This is a genomic window from Pseudomonas sp. GW456-L12, from assembly GCF_059424045.1.
Genome location: NZ_JBWKZA010000015.1, coordinates 35,883 through 54,177 on the forward strand (window position 1 = coordinate 35,883; position 18,295 = coordinate 54,177).

Here is an 18,295-nt window from a genome sequence, read left to right on the forward strand (position 1 = left end):
TTTTACTCCGGCAGCAGGCTTTCGCCAGCAAACAACTCGGCTACCGTCTCGCGGCGACGCACTTCAACAGCCTGTTCACCATCGACCAGCACTTCAGCAGCGCGACCGCGGGTGTTGTAGTTGGAGCTCATGACGAAACCGTAGGCACCGGCCGAATGCACGGCCAGCAGGTCGCCCTCTTCCAGGGCCAGCTGACGTTCCTTGGCCAGGAAGTCGCCGGTTTCGCAGATCGGGCCGACGATGTCGTAGGTACGTGCCTGGCCATCGCGCGGGCGTACGGCGCTGACGTCCATCCAGGCCTGGTACAGGGCCGGGCGGATCAGGTCGTTCATCGCCGCGTCGACGATGGCGAAGTCCTTGTGTTCGGTGTGCTTGAGGTACTCGACCCGGGTCAGCAGTACCCCGGCGTTGGCGACGATGAAACGGCCGGGTTCGAAGACCAGTTCCAGGTCGCGGCCGTCGAGGCGTTCGCGCACGGCCTTGACGTAGTCGGCGGCCAGCGGTGGCTCTTCATCGCGATAACGCACGCCCAGGCCGCCACCGAGGTCGATGTGGCGCAGGTAGATGCCGCACTCGCCCAGGCGGTCGACCAGGTCCAGCAGACGGTCGAGGGCATCGATGAAGGGGGCCAGGGTGGTCAGTTGCGAGCCGATATGGCAATCGACGCCGACCACTTCCAGGTTCGGCAGCTGTGCCGCGCGGATGTACACGTCTTCGGCATCGGCGATGGCGATACCGAACTTGTTTTCCTTCAGGCCGGTGGAAATGTACGGGTGGGTGCCAGCATCGACATCCGGGTTGACCCGCAGCGAAACCGGCGCGCGAACCTTGAGTTCGGCGGCGACCTGTTGCAGGCGTTCCAGCTCGTCGCTGGACTCGACGTTGAAGCAGTGCACGCCGACTTCCAGGGCGCGACGCATGTCGTCACGGGTCTTGCCGACACCGGAGAAGACAATCTTGTCGGCCGCGCCGCCAGCGGCCAGGACGCGTTCCAGCTCGCCCCGGGAGACGATGTCGAAACCGGCGCCCAGACGCGCCAGGACATTCAGTACACCCAGGTTGGAGTTGGCCTTTACCGCGAAGCAGACCAGGTGCGGCATGCCGGCGAGGGCATCGGCGTACGCGCGGTACTGCGCTTCGATATGCGCTCGGGAATAGACGTAGGTCGGCGTGCCAAAACGTTCGGCAATGGCGGACAACGCTACACCTTCCGCGAACAGCTGCCCGTCGCGGTAGTTAAAAGCGTCCATGGGGTTCCCTTAGTTGGTGTCGTGCTTGTGCGACTGCGAGTGACCTTGGTCTTCAGGGGATTTGCTGTCATCGGGAAGATACAGCGGGCCTTTTTGACCGCAGGCCGTGACAAGGCAGGCAACCGCGACGAGCGCAGCAAGGGAAGAGATCAGGCGCTTCATGGCGAAATCCTTGAGAATGCGTTAATTGCGCCCGAGTATACCGGCCACCCGACGGCTTGCCTATGCGCTGGAACACCCGTCTGGCGGGCCTTTGCCTCGGGCGCAGGGGCTGGGCGTGGCGGCCGCGGGGATATTTTCTCTGCCGCCCGCGCCCTTGGACGGTATCCTTTGCATTCGCCCGGATGCGCCCGTATCTTGCGGCGCTTGAGCGTGAGTAGACACTTTTCGAGGTTCCCGCAATGAGTTTGACTGAAGCCCGTTTCCACGACCTGGTCGATGCCACCCAGCAGACGCTGGAGGACATTTTCGAGGAGAGTGACCTGGATATCGATCTGGAGAGCTCCGCCGGTGTGCTCACCGTCAAGTTCGAAAACGGCAGCCAGGTGATCTTCAGCCGCCAGGAGCCGCTGCGTCAGCTGTGGCTGGCCGCGCGCTCCGGTGGTTTCCACTTCGACTACGACGAAGAAAGCGAGCGCTGGATGTGCGACAAGAGCGAAGAGCAGTTGGGCGAAATGCTCGAGCGCATCGTCCTCGAGCAGGCCGATATCAAGCTCGAGTTCGAAGGGCTCTGAGACCGTGACGCCAACCGCCCCGGTGCGCCCGCCCAAGCCGCTGTACAGCAATGTCAGCCCGGCAGTGGCCTCGCCTTGCATCAGCCTGTGTCGGCTGGATGAGGAAAAAGTCTGCAAGGGCTGTTTCCGGCATGTCGAAGACATTCGCGAATGGCGCTCGGCGGACGATGAGCGACGGCGTGTCATCTGTCGCCAGGCGCTGGAGCGCAAGCGGGCGGCGGCGCCCGGTATGGGCTAGCCCGGGCACAAAAGCCCTGCGGCTTGTTTATTTGTGCTGCTGTGGTAGTGTCCGGTTACGCCTCGCCACATCGAGGCCAGTGAAAACCCCGTCTTATCTGGACGGGGTTTTGCTTTTTTGTGCCGAAAAAAGGAGTCTGCCTGGATCATGAGCACCGCACCTTCCATCATTCTCACCCGCCTCGACGTGCAGCGTCTGGAGCGCCTGATCGACAGCCTGGACGACACGCTGCCTGGCGTCATTGCGTTGCAGACCGAGCTGGATCGCGCCGAAACCCTGGTGGGCCACGATGAAGTCCCGCCTGGTGTCGTGACCATGAATTCGCGTGTGCATTGCCGCGAAGAGGGCAGCGGCAAGGACTATCACCTGACCCTGGTGTATCCGCAGGACGCCAACGCCGACGAGGGCCGGATCTCTATCCTGGCGCCGGTGGGCAGCGCCTTGCTCGGTTTGCAGGTCGGGCAGTACATCGACTGGCCGGCGCCCGGCGGCAAGACCCTGAAGCTGACTCTGCTGGAAGTGGAATACCAACCCGAAGCGGCTGGCGACTTTCACCTCTGAAGGGCGCCGCTGACCGGCTAGACCTGCTCGAGCGCGTCGTTCAAGGCGCGCTCCAGGTCGGCCTTGTAGCGCAGGTAGAGATTGCTTGAGCCATGGTGGTCGCCGAGCAAGCCGGACAGGTCCAGGTCGGTGATATAGCAGCGATAGCGCTCGGTTTCGCGACGCTGGCCGACAATCTCCTGGGCGACCGCGGCGAACAGCTGGTCGCCATGCTCCAGCTCGGAAAACTCCCGTTGATTGCAATACAGAGTGACCTGCACCTGCCCCGGTGCGGCTTTGCCGATGATGCCCTGCACGTCATAAAAGGCTTTGTTCGCTGGTGTCTGGGGTGCCGGGCGTGGCTCGATTCGACGGGCTCTTGTGCTGCCTGAGGGCAATATCTGGTAATACAAAATATCCAGCGGCACCAGAGCCTGGGAGGCCTCCATCGGCAGTTGGGCATCGCGCCGGTAGAGGATCGACTGCAGGAAGCGTTGCAGGGGGACCAACAGGCTCTGTTCGTCGTGGTAGGGCAGGCGTTGCTGCCAGAGCGCATCGAATTCATCCAGCACGTACAGCTCGGCCTGAGCCTCGACGACACGGTAGAACACCTGGATGCAGTCGGGCTGGCCCATCGGCAGGATCAGCGCCAGGTCGTGTTCTTCCAGGGCCATCGGGTCCAGGTGCAGCGGGCTGTAGCTCGACTGCTCTTCGCCGAGGTAGTCGATCAGCGCCGGCAGGCTTGCCAGCGCCACATGATTGGCCTGGCCCGGCACCAACTCCAGCACGTGGTAATGCTGCTGGACCTGGATCAGGTAGCGGTGGTTGAGCTGGCTGAGCAACAGGTTCTGCGCCGTGTCGAACAGCTCTTCGACCCGTTGGGCGATGAACTGCGCGCGGTTGTGGCAGAAGCAGCGCACTCGCAGCTTCGGTTGCTCAGGGCCGCGCGGCAGATTGTTGAGGTAGTCGCGCAGGCAGTCGAGCAGGGCATGGGCGCCGTCGTAACGGCCGACTAATACCTCGTTCCAGCTGTTGAGCGTCACCTGGTCGAGGGTCAGCACCAGGTTCTCCCGCACCCCGGCGTAGCTCAAAGAGTCGGTGCGCTCGGTAGTCATCAGGATGTTCAGGTCGCGGTGATGCTTGAGCGGGTCGCGGCCGACATTCACCAGGATCAGCACTTCGCTGGGCACGCTGCTGTGCAGCAGGCGTTCTTCGCTGACGGTGCCCAGGGGCAGGGCGATGGTCTGTTGCAGGCTGCCCAGCAGATTGAACAGCTCGAACTCGCTCAAGTCGCTGCTGCCCGGGTGCAGCGCCAGGCGCGTGCTGCTGTCGATCACGCCGTTGCGATGGCACCAGGTCAGCAGCTCCAGCAGTTCGCGGCTGCGCTTGATCGGCGCGAAGTGTTCCCACTCCAGGGCATTCAGGCTGCCGTTGTACAGGCCCCAGTGGGTTTGCCCCGGTTCTTTCTTGTTGGGTGACTGCACCAGGGTCAGGGTGTCTTCGGCCAGGTCCGGGGCGATGCCGGGGTTGATGAATTCGATCTTGCCGGCCTTGCGTTCAAAGGCCGCGTACAGGCGGCGGCCGAGGATATTCAGGTCGCGCTTGTTGACCAGGCCGAGGGTCTGCTCGGTACGGGCGAACTGGGTCAGGAAGCGGTAGCTGTAGTTCAGCTCATTGACCAGGGCCCGGCGTTCGGCGCTGACCTGGCGGACTTTCCACTGGCTGCGGCTGTCGAGCATTGCCAGCTGGCGTTGATCCCAGCCCCATTCGTGGGCCAGCCGTTCGAGCAGCGAGCGCTGCCAGCTCGGGTTGCGCGCGCCGTTATTGCCGGTGAGCTTGCGGTTGACCTTCAGGTACAGGCTGCGCCGTACCAGCTCCAGGCGCTCCGGTTCGCCACGGGCCTTGAGGTATTCCTCGATGCGCCGGTAGACCACGATGTACGGATCCAGCTCGTCGAGGTCCAGGCGATTGGCGAACACCGCCTGTTTGAAGCGCAGGCTCAGGCATTCCACCCGCGGGTGTTCGCTGGCGTAGACCTCGGTCAGCAGCAGCTTGAGCACCGACTTGTACGGCGACTCGATGCCCTTGAACAACTGCCAGAGCCCGGCGCCGATGAATTCGCCCGGCGGAATATGGGCCAGATGGCCAAGGTCGAGGTTTTCGTCGGCAGGGATGAAGCGCTTGGACAGCAGCGTATGGGTGTACTGCTGGTAGCGGGCTTCTTCGTACACCGGCACCAGCCACCACAGCGGCGTACGCCCGGCCAGCCAGATGGCCGTGCGATAGAACTCGTCCAGCAGCAGATAGTGCTGAGTGGTGCCGCAATCGTCCGAGCTCAGCTGGGTGTCGCGATCGCCACGGACAAAGCGGCTCGGGTCGATCAGGAAGAAGTGCGCCTCGGCACCCTGGCTGGCGGCCCAGGTTTCCAGCAGCAGGCATTTCTTGCGCAGTTCGGCGAGTTCGTTTTCGCCGAGATCGGGCGCATGGCAGACCCACACATCCATATCGCTCTGGTCAGCCTGGGCCAGGGTGCCCAGGCTGCCCATCAGGAACAGGCCATGGATAGGTCGCGGTGCATTGCCGGGCCGGACCTTGTAGGAAAACGAGCGGGTCAGGCGCTGGGCTTCGTTGAGCGTTGAGGTGTCGGGTTCGTAGTTCGACAGCCCGGCGGGTGTGCCGCCCGACACATAACCCGGCAATAACGGGTGGTTGACGTGAAAGAACAGCGGCAACAGGTTGAGCACTAGTTGCTGGCGCGGCGATAACCCCTCCATGGCCCGATCCAGACGCCCTTCGTTGAGCTTCAGAAAGCGCGCACGCAGCTGGCTGAGAACCTTGCGATCGATTCCCTCGTCCAGATCTGGGCGGATTTCATGGGTGCGGGTCATTCAAACAGGCTCGCGAAGCTTGAACGTGGGAGGTCTTATAGGTGGAGGAGTTTACAGCCAGTCGAGGGCGAGCTTTAAGCTGAATTTTATTTTTGACGTCAGATTTCCAGCGGACAACTGGAGCTTGCCCGCGGAATCCGACAGGCGGGGATTCCGAGGGCCGTAGGGGAAAGCGTTCAGGCGGCTTCTTTGACCGTCAGAATGGTCAGCAGGCCTTGGGCATGCTCGGCGGCATCGCGGCCCAGGCTGGTCAGGTAACCACCATCGGGCTGGGTAATGAGCTCTTTTTCGAACAGGCGTCGTGCGGCGGCGATAGCTTGGGGGGCAGCGGTCTGATGGATTTTCAGGCCTTCCTGGGAACTGTCCAGGTTGAAGAGTGCAAGGATTTCCAGTTCGGCAACCAACTCAGGGGTATACGACATAAGGACTCCAGACTTTCTAGGAATTAGACGACAGCGTCCTTAAGGTGACCGCAGTTGGGCAGCCTGTCCAGTGTCCGCTGCGGACTTTTACGCCCTTGGGCGGCGGTATTTGGCCGCAGGGCGCGTACCAGTGTAGTCAAGGCTCGCCATCGCGCCGGCCAGGGGCGGACGCGAGGCGTGGCGGGCTTATTTCTTCTCGGGCGGCAGCTCGGGCAGGGCGCGCAGCGCGGCTTCGTACCATTGGGTGTCGAACGCGCGGTCTTCTTCGAGGATCGCGTCGATTTCCACTGCCAGGACGTGAGCCATGAGGTTGAGGATTTCGTCACGCTCATAGCCGACCAGGGTCAGCTTGTTGAAGGTGGCCTTGGCCGCGGGCGGGTTGTCGCTTTCGATCTGGTTTTCGATCGCTTCGATCAGGGTGTTTTCGGCGAACGCTTCTTCGTCGCTGTCGTCGTTGCTGGTACCGGGGGTTGGTTCGCTCATGGCAGGCTCCTCAAGGAAAGGTCGCCAGTTTACCCGTATTCAGGAGCCTGATGCTGCTGGCCAGTCGGCTGTCGAGGATCTATAAGAGTGGCTGCCAACCCCGCACCCGGCCTGGAGGCTATGTGATGCTCAAGCTTTATGGATTCGCCGTCAGCAATTACTACAACATGGTGAAACTGGCATTGCTGGAAAAAGATCTGCCTTTCGAAGAAGTGCCGTTCTACGCCGGGCAAAGCCCTGAGGCGTTGGCCATCAGCCCACGCGGCAAGGTGCCGGTGCTAAGGGTGGCGCAGGGCTTTATCAATGAAACCAGCGTGATCCTCGAATACCTTGAAAGCCAGCCTGGGCCGGCGCTGCTGCCCAGTGACCCGTTCGCGCGTGCCCAGGTGCTGGCGCTGGCCAAGGAGATCGAGCTTTACATCGAGTTGCCGGCGCGGGCCTGTTATGGCGAGGCGTTCTTCGGTATGGCGGTCCCCGAGGCTATCAAGGAGAAGTCCCGCAACGAGCTGGTGCAGGGGTTCGCCTCGTTGGCCAGGCACGGCAAGTTCGCCCCTTATGTGGCGGGCAGCAGCCTGAGCGTGGCGGACCTGTATTTCCTGTACAGCGTGAGCCTGGCATGCGCGGTAGGGCAGAAGCTGTTCGGTGTGGATTATCTGGCCGAGATACCGGCAGCCAAGGCCTTGATGGCGCGTTTGGAGCAGATGCCCAATGTGCAGCGGGTCGCGGCGGACAAGGACGCGGCGATGCCGCAGTTCCTGGCGATGATCGCCAGCAAGAAGTAGGAAGGTTTCAGGTCACTGACTGCGGGCAAGCCGCGCTCTTAAGCTGGAGCGTGGCTTGCCCGCACTAGCTTTTAGCGGCTGCTCAGCAACGCCTGGCCGCGAACCACCGCCGCCTTGACTTGAGCCGGGGCCGTGCCGCCGATGTGGTCACGGGCGTTGACCGAGCCTTCCAGGGTCAGCACGGCAAACACGTCCTGGTCGATCTGGTCGCTGAACTTGCGCAGTTCCTCCAGGCTCATTTCCGCCAGGTCCTTGCCGGTCTCCACGCCATACTTCACGGCGTGGCCGACGATCTCGTGGCAATCGCGGAATGGCAGGCCACGGCGCACCAGGTAGTCCGCCAGGTCGGTGGCGGTGGAGAAACCGCGCAGTGCGGCTTCGCGCATCATCGCGTGCTTGGGCTTGATTGCCGGGATCATGTCGGCGAAGGCCCGCAGTGAGTCGCGCAGGGTGTCGGCGGCGTCGAACAGCGGTTCCTTGTCTTCCTGGTTGTCCTTGTTGTAGGCCAGGGGCTGGCCCTTCATCAGGGTCAGCAGGCCCATCAGGGCGCCGAACACGCGGCCGCTCTTGCCACGAACCAGCTCCGGAACGTCCGGGTTTTTCTTTTGCGGCATGATCGAGCTGCCGGTGCAGAAACGGTCGGGCAGATCGATGAACTGGAACTGCGCGCTGGTCCACAGCACCAGCTCTTCGGAGAAGCGCGACAGGTGCATCATGGCCACGCTGGCGGCGGCGCAGAACTCAATGGCGAAATCGCGATCAGACACATTGTCCAGCGAGTTGCCGCCGACGGCGTCGAAGCCCAGCAGCTGGCAGGTCAGCTCGCGGTCGATCGGGTAGGTGGTGCCGGCCAGCGCGGCGCTGCCCAGCGGCATGCGGTTGGTGCGCTTGCGGCAATCGACCAGGCGCTCGTAGTCGCGGCTGAGCATCTCGAACCAGGCCAGCATGTGATGACCGAAGGTCACAGGCTGCGCGGTTTGCAGGTGAGTGAAGCCCGGCATGATGGTGCCGGCTTCGCGCTCGGCCTGTTCTAGCAGGCCTTTTTGCAAGCGGGTGATTTCCGCCAGGATCAGATCGATTTCGTCGCGCAGCCACAGACGGATATCGGTGGCCACCTGGTCGTTGCGGCTGCGGCCGGTGTGCAGCTTCTTGCCGGTGACGCCGATGCGGTCGGTCAGGCGTGCTTCGATGTTCATGTGCACGTCTTCCAGGTCGACGCGCCAGTCGAAGGTGCCGGCCTCGATTTCGCCCTGGATGGTTTTCAGGCCGTCGATGATGCTGTCGCGTTCGGCATCGGTCAGTACGCCGACCTTGGCCAGCATGGTGGCGTGGGCGATCGAGCCCATGATGTCGTGACGATAGAGGCGCTGGTCGAAGGTGACGGAGGCGGTGAAGCGGGCGACGAAGGCGTCGACGGGCTCACTGAAGCGGCCGCCCCAGGACTGATTGGTCTTGTCAGTGCTCATGAATTCGCTCGTGATCGGCTGGAAGGGAAATGAGGTGAAAAGTTGCCGCGGATAATAACAGGGTTGCCAATCCTGTAGCTGGCGCCGGTCGGCAGGTTTTTATTTCTGCCATGGAGGGCGTGGGCGCTTGTCGCCGACCTCGAGCGCGCAGAGACTAGGCGAGCGAAGGCGGGGTGCGAGGAGTGATGTAACGATATTTATCGATAGAGCAATATCGTCTTGGCAACCGTCTACAGTTGGACTGAAGGAACAGCGCAATCCCGGATGTTTCATCGAGTCTGGTCGCTGATCACGCAACCGTTGTCGCATGCGCTCCGGTCCCGCCGCCACCTCGCGATTCGCGAGGGAGGCGGTCGGGGTGGAAGCCGACTATAAGAAAGGGGGTGTTTGTGTCCTGTATCAGCAGTCCCCATGACCATGTCGTGCAGTGGCGGGCCTTGAACGGCATCGAGCAGGCCCGGGTAAATAATGGTGCCCGTCGTGGGGCACTTTTTGGCCCTCGCACTAGTCTTAGCGTGGATCGCCGTGACGGACGTCACTTCACCTGTCTACGCTATCCTTGTGCGAGACTCACGCAGGAATCCAGCGCAATATGAATGTCCTGATCGTTGATGACGAACCCCTAGCCCGCGAGCGACTGAGCCGCATGGTCAGTGAGCTTGAGGGATACAGTGTCCTGGAGCCCAGCGCCACCAATGGCGAAGAGGCATTGGCCCTGATCGACAGCCTGAAGCCGGATATCGTGCTTCTCGACATCCGCATGCCGGGTCTCGATGGCCTGCAGGTTGCCGCCCGTTTGTGTGAGCGCGAAGCGCCGCCAGCCGTGGTGTTTTGTGCCGCCCCTGATGAATTCGCCCTCGAGGCTTTTGATGTCAGCGAGGTAGGTCACCTGCTCAAACCGGTGCGTTCCGAGCATCTGCTCGAGGCGCTGAAAAAGGCCGATCGCCCCAATCGGGTCCAGCTGGCGGCCCTGACCCGGCCTGCCGCGGAAAGCGGCAGCGGCCCTCGCAGCCATATCAGTGCGCGGACCCGTAAAGGCATCGAGCTGATCCCGCTGGATCAGGTCGTCTATTTCATTGCCGACCACAAATACGTGACCTTGCGCCATGAAAGCGGCGAAGTCCTGCTGGACGAACCCCTGAAGGCGCTGGAGGACGAGTTTGGCGAGCGCTTCGTGCGCATCCATCGCAACGCCCTGGTGGCCCGTGAACGCATCGAACGCCTGCAGCGTACGCCGCTGGGGCATTTCCAGCTGTTCCTCAAAGGCCTCAATGGCGATGCGTTGATCGTCAGCCGACGGCATGTGGCCGGCGTGCGCAAGATGATGCAGCAGCTCTAGATCCGGGCGGCCGGGCGGGTCATGCGCCCCGCCCGCAATGTTCCTGCAGCCAGGGAGGGGCTGTAGTTCCTGATACAAGTCAAAGCTGATTTGGCTGAGCTGTTATCATCTGCCGTATTTTCATCAGTACGGATTGATCCATGTCCTCTCGCGAAATCCGCATCGCTACCCGCAAAAGTGCCTTGGCCTTGTGGCAAGCCGAATACGTCAAAGCTCGTCTGGAAGCCGCTCACCCGGGGTTGATCGTGACGCTGGTGCCCATGGTCAGTCGCGGCGACAAGCTGCTCGACTCGCCGTTGTCGAAAATCGGCGGCAAGGGACTGTTCGTCAAGGAGCTGGAAACCGCGCTGCTGGAAAACGAAGCGGATATCGCCGTGCATTCGATGAAAGACGTGCCCATGGACTTCCCCGAAGGCCTGGGCCTGTTCTGCATCTGCGAGCGTGAAGACCCGCGCGATGCCTTTGTCTCCAATACCTATTCCAGTCTCGACGATCTGCCCGTGGGCAGCGTGGTGGGCACCTCCAGCCTGCGTCGCCAGGCGCAGTTGCTGGCTCGTCGTCCGGACCTGCAGATCCGCTTCCTGCGTGGCAACGTCAACACTCGCCTGGCCAAGCTCGACGCCGGTGAGTACGACGCCATCATCCTGGCCGCTGCGGGCTTGATCCGTCTTGGTTTCGAAGATCGCATCAGCTCTTCGATCAGCGTCGACGACAGCCTTCCGGCTGGCGGCCAGGGCGCGGTGGGCATCGAATGCCGCACGGCCGACAGCGAGATCCATAAGCTGCTGGCGCCGCTGCATCATGTCGATACCGCGGATCGAGTCACCGCCGAGCGGGCCCTCAACAAGCATCTGAATGGCGGTTGCCAGGTACCGATCGCCTGCTATGCGGTGCTCGAAGGCGATCAGCTGTGGCTGCGTGGCCTGGTCGGCGAACCGAGCGGCGGTGTGCTGCTCAGCGCCGAGGCCCGTGCTCCACGTAGCGCTGCGGCGGCGCTCGGCGTGCAGGTCGCGGAGGATCTGCTGGCCCAGGGCGCCGACGATATTCTGCGCGCGGTCTATGGCGAGGCTGGCGAAGAGTGAGCGACTGGCGTGTGCTGCTGACCCGGCCCACGGACGAGTCGGCACTGCTGGCTGAGGTTCTGGGCGAAGCGGGGGTGTTCAGCAGCAGCCTGCCGTTGCTGGAAATCCAAGCCCTGCCTTTTGGCGATACCCAACGCGCCAAAGTGCTTGATCTGCACCTGTACTGCGCGGTGATCGTGGTCAGCAAGCCGGCCGCGCGAATGGCCGTGCAACTGCTCGAGCAGTTCTGGCCGCAGCCGCCGAGCCAGCGCTGGTTCAGTGTGGGCGCCGGCACGGCGCAGATTCTGGCCGATCACGGCCTGGATGTTTTTTTCCCCGAGCAAGGCGATGACAGCGAAGCCTTGCTTGAACTTCCCCAGTTGCGCGAGGCTATTGCACGGCCCGACCCGCGGGTGCTGATCGTGCGCGGGGAGGGTGGCCGCGAGCTGCTGGCTGAGCGTTTGCGCGGCCAAGGTGCTAGTGTCGATTATCTGGAGCTGTACCGCCGCGACCTGCCGCGCTATGCCGACGGGGTCCTGATGCAATGCATCCAGGCGGAACGCTTGAATGGGCTGGTGGTCAGCAGTGGGCAGGGTTTCGAGCACTTGCAGCAGTTGGCCGGCGAGGCCTGGCCACAGGTGGCGCGGCTGCCGTTGTTTGTACCGAGCCCCCGGGTTGCCGAGATGGCGCGTGCCGCCGGGGCCGAGAAAGTTGTGGATTGTCGTGGCGCCAGCGCCGCGGCCTTGCTAACGGCGCTACGGGAGCAACCCGTGCCCGTTCTCTAAATGCAAAGGATGGATACGTGAGCGAAACAGCCTTGCCTAAAGATGATGTCCAGCCGGTAGTCGATGCACCGGCTGAACCCGCAACCCCTGCTCCGCAGCGCCGTGGCAACGGGTTGGCGATCCTCGCCCTGCTGCTGGGGGCGGCCGGCGTCGCTGCCGGCGGCTGGGGTGTCTGGCAGGTGCGCAGCCTGCAGGCCAACAATCAACAGCAGCTGGGGCAGTTGCAGGCCCTGGGTGACGAGGCGCAGAGCCTGAAGCTCAACGAGCAGCGCCTGACGGCGCGTCTGGAGCAGTTGCCGGCGGCCGATGAGCTGGAAGAGCGCCGCCGTCTGGTCGCGCAGTTGCAAGGCGACCAGCAGCGACTCAGTCAGAAGCTGGAGAGCGTGCTGGGTGCCAGCCGTAAGGACTGGCGTCTGGCCGAGGCGGAACATCTGTTGCGTCTGGCCAGCCTGCGTCTTTCGGCCTTGCAGGACATCAGCAGCGCCCAGGCTCTGGTGCAGGGGGCCGACGAGATCCTGCGCGAGCAGAACGATCCCGGTTCTTTCGCCGCGCGCGAACAGCTGGCCAAGAGCCTCGCGGCGCTGCGCAGTACCGAACAACCGGATCGCACCGGGCTGTTCCTGCAACTGGGCGCACTGCGCGACCAGGTGACCGAGCTCACCGAGCTGGCCCCCGAGTACCGCGACCGTGGCGATTCGTTGCTGGGCCTGACCGCCGACGGTGACGGCGCCAGCCGCTGGGCGCAATGGTGGGACCAGATCTCGCGTTACATTCGTATCGACTTCAACGCGGACAAGAATGTGCGGCCGCTGCTCGCCGGGCAAAGCCTGACGCAGGTGCGCCTGGCCTTGAGCCTGGCCCTGGAGCAGGCGCAATGGGCGGCCCTGAACGGCCAGGCGCCGGTGTACACCCAGGCTCTGGCGGAAGCTCGCGACGTGTTGAAGGGCAACTTCAATCAGGACAATCCGCAGAGCAAACTCATGCTCGAGCGCGTGTCCGAGCTGAGCAAACAGCCGGTCACCGTGCAGACGCCGGACTTGGCCAAGACCCTGAGCGCCGTTCAGGCCTACCTGGAGCGACGCAACCTGAGCGCTGAAGAGTCGGTGAAACCACTGGCCAAACCTGCTGCGAATGCCCCGCAGGAGACCAGCCCATGAAGCGCCTGTACGTGATTCTGTTCCTGGTGATCGCCGCCTCGGGATTGCTGGGGTTGGCGATTGCCGAGCATTCCGGGTACATCCTGATTGCCTACGACAGCTTCCGCTATGAGTCGAGCCTATGGGCGACCCTGGCACTGATCGCGGTGATCTGGCTGGTGATCTGGGGTATCAAGGCACTGATCGAACTGGTGATGGCCTCCAGCGGCGTGGTCAATCCCTGGTCGCGGCGCAACCGCAGCCGTCGCGTGCAGATTGCCATCGAACAAGGCCAGATGGATCTTGCCGAAGGCCGCTGGGCCAGCGCCCAGAAGCACTTGCATCGTGCCGCAGAAGCCGAGCGCCAGCCTCTCCTTTACTACCTCGGCGCGGCGCGGGCGGCGAACGAGCTGGGAAATTACGAGCAGTGCGACAGCCTGCTGGAGCGTGCCCTCGAGCGCCAGCCCCAGGCTGAGTTGGCGGTGGCCTTGAGTCATGCCCAACTGCAGACCGATCGCGGTGATACCGAAGGCGCCCTGAGTACCCTGCAAGCCATGCACGAGCGTCATCCGCACAGTGTCCAGGTGCTGCGGCAGTTGCAGCGTCTGCATCAACAGCGGGGCGACTGGTCGGCGGTGATTCGCCTGTTGCCCGAGCTGCGCAAGGACAAGGTCCTGCCCGCTAATGAACTGGCCGAGCTGGAACGTCGGGCCTGGGGCGAGAACCTGACCCTTGCGGCACATCGCGAAGAGGACGGTACGGTCGGCCTGCAATCGCTCAACCGCGCTTGGCAGCAACTGACCGCGGCTCAGCGTCAGGAACCGCAGCTGGTGCTGGCCTACGCCGAGCAACTGCGGCAATTGGGCGCCGGGGCCGAGGCCGAAGAAGTGCTGCGCGTCGCTCTCAAGCGCAAGTACGACAGCCATCTGGCGCGGCTTTACGGCTTGCTGCGGGGCAGTGACCCGGCGCGGCAACTGCAGTTCGCCGAGCAGTGCCTCAAAGACCACCCGAACGACCCGAGCCTGCTGCTGACCCTGGGCCGCCTGTGCCTGCAAACCAGTCTCTGGGGCAAGGCGCGGGACTACCTGGAAAGCAGCCTGCGCCTGCAGCGCAACCCTGAAGCTTGTGCCGAGCTGGCCCGGTTGCTGGCGCAGCTGGGCGATACCGAGCGCAGCAACCAGCTGTTCCAGGAAGGTCTGGGGCTGTTGGACGAGCGCCTCCTGGCATCGCCGCTGCCGGTGCCCGCCAGGGTATAAACCCGCAAGGCTGGGCCGTCCCCGGAGGGGCGGCCCGTCCCGCGACTCCCCCCCGATCTGGCCTCTGTGCCGGTTTGCCGCGCTCGATCTTGTCATGGCGCGCCTTGAAAGGGCCGAGCGCTTTCTCTACCGTGGCAGCCTGTTTCTTCCGTTGTGGATACACCATGTCGCTGGCCGGCTCACGCTTGCTGTTCTCCCTTGTGTTTTTTACCGGTGCCTTGGCCCTGTGGGCTTCGTTTCACCTGGAGTTCGGGGTTGGGCTCGAGCCTTGCCTGTTGTGGGTGGCGCAACGTTTCTTCGCGTTGCTGTTGACCTCGATCAGCCTGGTCGCGGCCCTGCAGGGGCCACAATACCCGGCGAGTGCCCTGTACTGGATGCTGGAGCTGCTCTGCAGCCTGGCGGGTGTCGTTACGGCAGGGCGCCATGTGCTATTGCAGAACATTCCTTCGGATCAGTTGCTGGCGTGCTTGCCGGACATGCCGTTCATGCTCGGCAACCTGTCCTGGGGGCGTGCCTTGCAGCTGGTTTTCACCGGGACCGCGCAGTGCGCGGAGGTCACCTGGACGTTGCTGGACATGAGTGCCGCGGAGTGGAGCCTGCTGTTTTTCATCGCTGTGATGATTTTGAGCGCCTATCGTCTGGCGCGGCTTCTGCCATGGGGCCGGCGCAGGGCGGCCGCGACCTGAGTCGTCGATTTGCGATGGGGCGCAAGATTAAACACTTGTATGAACTTTATCTCCTGCGTACCTTGAAGCGGCTGTCGAGCGGGCATAATCTGGCCCGCACGTGTCACCGCAATTACGTTGCTCGATGCTGTTCTGCCTGGCCGGATGCTGATGTTCAGTCCAGTGGCGGATTCAGAGCGGCATGACCCATAAGGGAAGAGAGATCGCCATGCTCGAAAGTTGTCAGAATGCTCAGGAACGCTGGGGTGGAGTGCATCTGCTGATCGATCGTTGGTTGCAGGAGCGTCACGAACTGGTTCGGGCCTATGATGCTCTCGGCGCGGAGCCTGAGACGCTGGCTGAAAATCGACAGCCGCTGCAGGAGTTCTGCGCAATCCTGGTGGACTACGTCTCCGCCGGCCACTTTGAAATCTACGAGCAGCTGACTGGCGAGGCCAAGGCCTTCAATGACCAGCGCGGGCTCGAACTGGCCGAAACCATTTATCCACGGATCGATGTCATCACTGAAAAGCTGCTGGCGTTCAACGATCTGTGCGACGAAGGAAAATGCGTGGCGGAGAAATTCAAGGAGCTGGGTGGTCTGCTGCATGAACGCTTCGAGCTGGAAGATTGCCTGATCGAAGTGCTGCACAACGCTCACAAGGAAGAGGCCGCCGTTCAGGCCTGACTTGCCGCGAAAGCTTTACCGAAACGGTGCGCATTGCGCACCGTTTTTCGTTTCTGCGCCCCCTAACCGGTAGCCCCCAGCAGCTCGATTTCAAACACCAGTGGCGTGTAAGGCGCGATCAGGTCGCCCGCGCCATCGGCGCCGTAAGCCTGGGCCGAAGGAATCACCAGGCGCCACTTCGCCCCTGTCGGCATCTGTTGCAAGGCGCTGCGCCATCCGGCAATCACACTGTCCAGGCGAAACCACTGCGGCTGCTGATTCTGATCGAACACCGTGCCATCAGGCAGGCGTCCGGTGTAGCGAACCTGTACCGAACCATTGGCTCCCGGCCGTACTCCGTTGCCGGGTGCCAGCTCGGTCAGCAGGATGCCGTTGTCCAGTTCGCGTACACCCGGCTTGGCCTTTTCGGCCGAGAGAAAACGCTGTTCGTTTTCCAGCGCCACTTCGATTCGCGGCTTGTCCGCTTGCTCGCCGACCTGTGCTTCATGCTGGGCGAGGATCTGTTCGATACGCTCGTCCTTGAGTGCCAGGGGCTTGCCTTGGTAGGCCTGTTTCAAGCCCTCCACCAATGCCTGGATCTGCAGGTCCGGCACCTCCTGGCGCAGGCGTTCACCGAGGCTGGCGCCCAGGCTGTAGGCGAGATCGTGAGCATCGTTTTTCTGCGAATCTTCGGCGGCCTGAGCCAGTGGCAACAACACACATAAGGATAAAAAAAGGTAACGCGACATGGGCGTTCTCCGGCCTGAGACGAGGTGGATTATGCCAGCGTGGATGTGGCGGCTGGTGAGTAACTTTCTTGCGCGCGAAGAACATTTTCGATCCTCTGCAACGCATGGCATTCGATACTGTCAACATGCCCTAGCGGCGGTAGCAGCAGAGGTCTAGTATGAGCCGCAACTCACGTCAGCCAGGAGGTAAACCATGTCGGCCAATAAGAAGCCTGTAAACACTCCGTTGCATTTGCTCCAACAGCTTTCGAGCAGCCTGCTCGAACATTTGGAAAACGCTTGTTCCCAAGCCTTGGCTGATGCTGAAAAACTGCTCGCCAAACTGGAAAAGCAACGCGGTAAGGCACAGGAAAAACTGCACAAATCGCGCACCAAATTGCAGGACGCCGCGGCGGCCGGCAAGGCCAAGGCACAAGCCAAAGCCAAGGACGCAGTGAAAGAACTTGAAGACCTGCTCGATGCACTCAAGGCACGTCAATCCGAAACCCGCGCCTATATTCTGCAACTCAAGCGCGACGCTCAGGAAAGCCTGAAACTGGCCCAGGGCGTCGGTCGTGTGAAAGAAGCCGCAGCCAAGGTGCTGAGCACTCGCTCCGCCAAACCGGCCGCCGCTCCAGCGCAGAAAGCCGCAGCCAAGCCGACGGCAAAAGCCCCGGCCAAACCTGCCGCTAAAGCACCGGCAAAAGCTGCCAGCAAACCGGCTGCCAAACCTGCCGCCAAGCCAGTGGCAAAAACCGCCGCAGCCAAACCTGCAGCTGCCAAGCCAGCGGCTAAACCGGCTGCTGCAAAAGCACCTGCGAAACCCGTTGCGAAAACGGCGGCTGCCAAACCGGCTGCAGCGAAACCGGCTGCCAAGCCAGCAGCAAAACCAGCAGCAAAACCCGCCGCCAAGCCAGCGGCTAAAACCGCAGCGGCCAAGCCTTCTGCTGCCAAACCTGCGGCTAAACCGGTAGCGGCAAAAACTGCTGCGAAGCCGGCCGCCAAACCGGCTGCGGCCAAAGCTCCGGTGAAGGCAGCAGCGAAACCCGCGGCCAAACCGGCAGCTAAACCTGCAGCCGCCAAGCCAGCGGCTTCCACTGCTGCCAAGCCAGCAGCCGCTAAACCGGCTGCAGCAAAACCAGCCGCCAAGCCTGCGGTGAAACCTGCTGCCAAGCCGGCTGCAAAACCTGCCGCGAAGAAGCCAGTCGCCGCCAAACCTGCTGCAGCCAAACCGGCCACTGCTCCTGCGGCCGCCAAACCAGCCACCCCGGCAACTCCGGCAGCCAAGCCTGCGGCACCGGTCTCTTCGCCAGCTCCAGCGGCGACTGCTGCGCCAGCTTCGGCGCCGACTGCCGCTCCCGCCAGCGCCACGCCAACCAGCGCTTCCTAAGCGCCGGTCACCGCGACGCGCAGCGCCTGCAGCGCGTCGCGGTTGAGGTTGGCGGCTTCGGCCGCCAGTCCTTCCAGCCAGTCCGTCAGATCCTGCGCTTCACCCTCCGACCATTCTCCCGCCAGCGCCTCCAGGCGCAGCAGCAGTTGCCGCTCGGCCTCCAGCTCCAATGCCTTGACCTGTTCGCGCAAGATCGCCAGTTCTGGATCCGCGCTCGCGGCCGGGCGCCATTGCGTGCGCAGCTGGCGTAGCGGCCTGACGACTTCGTCGTGCCAGGGCTGGCCCAGGGTTCGCAGCTGTTGCAGGCGCTGCGAAGTGCAGGCCACCCCGCGTACGCCGAGCCAGGCCGCGCAGAGTAGAAGGCAGACATTGGCCCCGGCCGCCTGAAGGTTCAGGCAGGCTTCTTCGACGCCCGGGCGGGCGTAGGTCTTGAGGGTGAAGCTCCACAGGTCAGAGGACATAGTG

20 protein-coding genes and 1 pseudogene are annotated in these 18,295 nt (G+C 62.9%); 13 read left to right on the top strand and 8 right to left on the bottom strand.

The features are described 5' to 3' along the window. Positions 1 to 2 precede the first annotated feature (2 nt). Positions 3 to 1,250 (bottom strand): diaminopimelate decarboxylase, encoded by a 1,248-nt coding sequence (gene lysA / locus AC07Y9_RS19050; protein ID WP_007926666.1) that lies wholly within the window; start codon positions 1,248 to 1,250, stop codon positions 3 to 5. Positions 1,251 to 1,259: 9 nt separating this feature from the next. Then, complete coding sequence (gene lptM, locus AC07Y9_RS19055) at positions 1,260 to 1,412, bottom strand: LPS translocon maturation chaperone LptM (RefSeq protein WP_007926668.1); 153 nt, start codon at positions 1,410 to 1,412, stop codon at positions 1,260 to 1,262. Between the two features lie 239 nt (positions 1,413 to 1,651). Here lptM and cyaY point away from each other — a divergent pair, with 239 nt between their 5' ends. The 3 genes from cyaY to rnk all read left to right on the top strand — a co-directional run bounded on the left by cyaY (position 1,652) and on the right by rnk (position 2,783). Further along, on the top strand, positions 1,652 to 1,984 hold the full coding sequence (gene cyaY, locus AC07Y9_RS19060; protein WP_007926670.1) for an iron donor protein CyaY: 333 nt from the start codon (positions 1,652 to 1,654) through the stop codon (positions 1,982 to 1,984). A 4-nt stretch (positions 1,985 to 1,988) separates the two neighbouring features. Further along, a complete protein-coding gene (locus AC07Y9_RS19065; protein ID WP_062824264.1) occupies positions 1,989 to 2,222 on the top strand; it encodes a DUF1289 domain-containing protein in 234 nt (77 codons plus the stop codon). A 147-nt stretch (positions 2,223 to 2,369) separates the two neighbouring features. After that, complete coding sequence (gene rnk, locus AC07Y9_RS19070; protein ID WP_007926672.1) at positions 2,370 to 2,783, top strand: nucleoside diphosphate kinase regulator; 414 nt, start codon at positions 2,370 to 2,372, stop codon at positions 2,781 to 2,783. Between the two features lie 17 nt (positions 2,784 to 2,800). On the opposite strand, the gene AC07Y9_RS19075 is transcribed toward rnk, so the two are convergent. The 3 genes from AC07Y9_RS19075 to AC07Y9_RS19085 form a co-directional block, all read right to left on the bottom strand. Beyond that, positions 2,801 to 5,650 carry a class I adenylate cyclase gene (locus tag AC07Y9_RS19075; RefSeq protein WP_102678906.1) on the bottom strand — a complete coding sequence of 950 codons (2,850 nt, stop codon included), beginning with the start codon at positions 5,648 to 5,650 and terminating at the stop codon, positions 2,801 to 2,803. Positions 5,651 to 5,826: 176 nt separating this feature from the next. Beyond that, positions 5,827 to 6,072, bottom strand: coding sequence for a TIGR02647 family protein (locus AC07Y9_RS19080; protein WP_007926676.1), 246 nt, complete (start codon positions 6,070 to 6,072; stop codon positions 5,827 to 5,829). Positions 6,073 to 6,258: 186 nt separating this feature from the next. Next, entirely contained in the window at positions 6,259 to 6,555 is a 297-nt protein-coding gene (locus AC07Y9_RS19085; protein WP_007926685.1) for a hypothetical protein, read from the bottom strand. 125 nt (positions 6,556 to 6,680) lie between these two features. Between AC07Y9_RS19085 and AC07Y9_RS19090 the strand changes: the two genes are divergently transcribed. Continuing rightward, a complete protein-coding gene (locus AC07Y9_RS19090; protein WP_102678905.1) occupies positions 6,681 to 7,337 on the top strand; it encodes a glutathione S-transferase family protein in 657 nt (218 codons plus the stop codon). A 71-nt stretch (positions 7,338 to 7,408) separates the two neighbouring features. Here AC07Y9_RS19090 and argH read toward each other — a convergent pair whose 3' ends face one another. Continuing rightward, positions 7,409 to 8,803 (bottom strand): argininosuccinate lyase, encoded by a 1,395-nt coding sequence (gene argH, locus AC07Y9_RS19095; RefSeq protein ID WP_009046147.1) that lies wholly within the window; start codon positions 8,801 to 8,803, stop codon positions 7,409 to 7,411. Between the two features lie 191 nt (positions 8,804 to 8,994). Here argH and AC07Y9_RS19100 point away from each other — a divergent pair. The 8 genes and pseudogenes from AC07Y9_RS19100 to AC07Y9_RS19135 form a co-directional block, all read left to right on the top strand. After that, positions 8,995 to 9,399: pseudogene (locus tag AC07Y9_RS19100) on the top strand (sensor histidine kinase); the annotation flags it as partial. After that, entirely contained in the window at positions 9,396 to 10,142 is a 747-nt protein-coding gene (locus tag AC07Y9_RS19105; protein WP_016703190.1) for a LytR/AlgR family response regulator transcription factor, read from the top strand. The pseudogene AC07Y9_RS19100 and the gene AC07Y9_RS19105, both read left to right, overlap by 4 nt. A 140-nt stretch (positions 10,143 to 10,282) precedes the next feature. Further along, positions 10,283 to 11,224, top strand: coding sequence for a hydroxymethylbilane synthase (gene hemC / locus AC07Y9_RS19110; protein WP_007926692.1), 942 nt, complete (start codon positions 10,283 to 10,285; stop codon positions 11,222 to 11,224). Next, positions 11,221 to 11,988 carry a uroporphyrinogen-III synthase gene (locus AC07Y9_RS19115; protein ID WP_009046145.1) on the top strand — a complete coding sequence of 256 codons (768 nt, stop codon included), beginning with the start codon at positions 11,221 to 11,223 and terminating at the stop codon, positions 11,986 to 11,988. The genes hemC and AC07Y9_RS19115 overlap by 4 nt, the downstream gene beginning before the upstream one ends. 17 nt (positions 11,989 to 12,005) lie before the next feature. Further along, positions 12,006 to 13,145 (top strand): uroporphyrinogen-III C-methyltransferase, encoded by a 1,140-nt coding sequence (locus tag AC07Y9_RS19120; RefSeq protein ID WP_053263073.1) that lies wholly within the window; start codon positions 12,006 to 12,008, stop codon positions 13,143 to 13,145. Continuing rightward, on the top strand, positions 13,142 to 14,380 hold the full coding sequence (locus AC07Y9_RS19125) for a heme biosynthesis protein HemY (protein ID WP_102678904.1): 1,239 nt from the start codon (positions 13,142 to 13,144) through the stop codon (positions 14,378 to 14,380). Before AC07Y9_RS19120 ends, AC07Y9_RS19125 begins: the two co-directional genes overlap by 4 nt. 164 nt (positions 14,381 to 14,544) lie before the next feature. Further along, positions 14,545 to 15,066, top strand: coding sequence for a disulfide bond formation protein B (locus AC07Y9_RS19130; protein ID WP_053263071.1), 522 nt, complete (start codon positions 14,545 to 14,547; stop codon positions 15,064 to 15,066). A 208-nt stretch (positions 15,067 to 15,274) separates the two neighbouring features. Next, complete coding sequence (locus tag AC07Y9_RS19135) at positions 15,275 to 15,733, top strand: Rsd/AlgQ family anti-sigma factor (protein ID WP_007926697.1); 459 nt, start codon at positions 15,275 to 15,277, stop codon at positions 15,731 to 15,733. Between the two features lie 62 nt (positions 15,734 to 15,795). On the opposite strand, the gene AC07Y9_RS19140 is transcribed toward AC07Y9_RS19135, so the two are convergent. Further along, positions 15,796 to 16,461: an FKBP-type peptidyl-prolyl cis-trans isomerase gene (locus tag AC07Y9_RS19140; protein WP_102678903.1), complete on the bottom strand. Its 666-nt coding sequence runs from the start codon at positions 16,459 to 16,461 to the stop codon at positions 15,796 to 15,798. A 193-nt stretch (positions 16,462 to 16,654) separates the two neighbouring features. On the opposite strand from AC07Y9_RS19140, the gene AC07Y9_RS19145 reads away from it, so the two are divergent. Next, on the top strand, positions 16,655 to 17,830 hold the full coding sequence (locus tag AC07Y9_RS19145) for an AlgP family protein (protein WP_102678902.1): 1,176 nt from the start codon (positions 16,655 to 16,657) through the stop codon (positions 17,828 to 17,830). On the opposite strand, the gene AC07Y9_RS19150 is transcribed toward AC07Y9_RS19145, so the two are convergent. Then, positions 17,827 to 18,291 carry a TIGR02444 family protein gene (locus tag AC07Y9_RS19150; protein WP_085532892.1) on the bottom strand — a complete coding sequence of 155 codons (465 nt, stop codon included), beginning with the start codon at positions 18,289 to 18,291 and terminating at the stop codon, positions 17,827 to 17,829. The genes AC07Y9_RS19145 and AC07Y9_RS19150 overlap by 4 nt on opposite strands. Between the last annotated feature and the right edge of the window lie 4 nt (positions 18,292 to 18,295).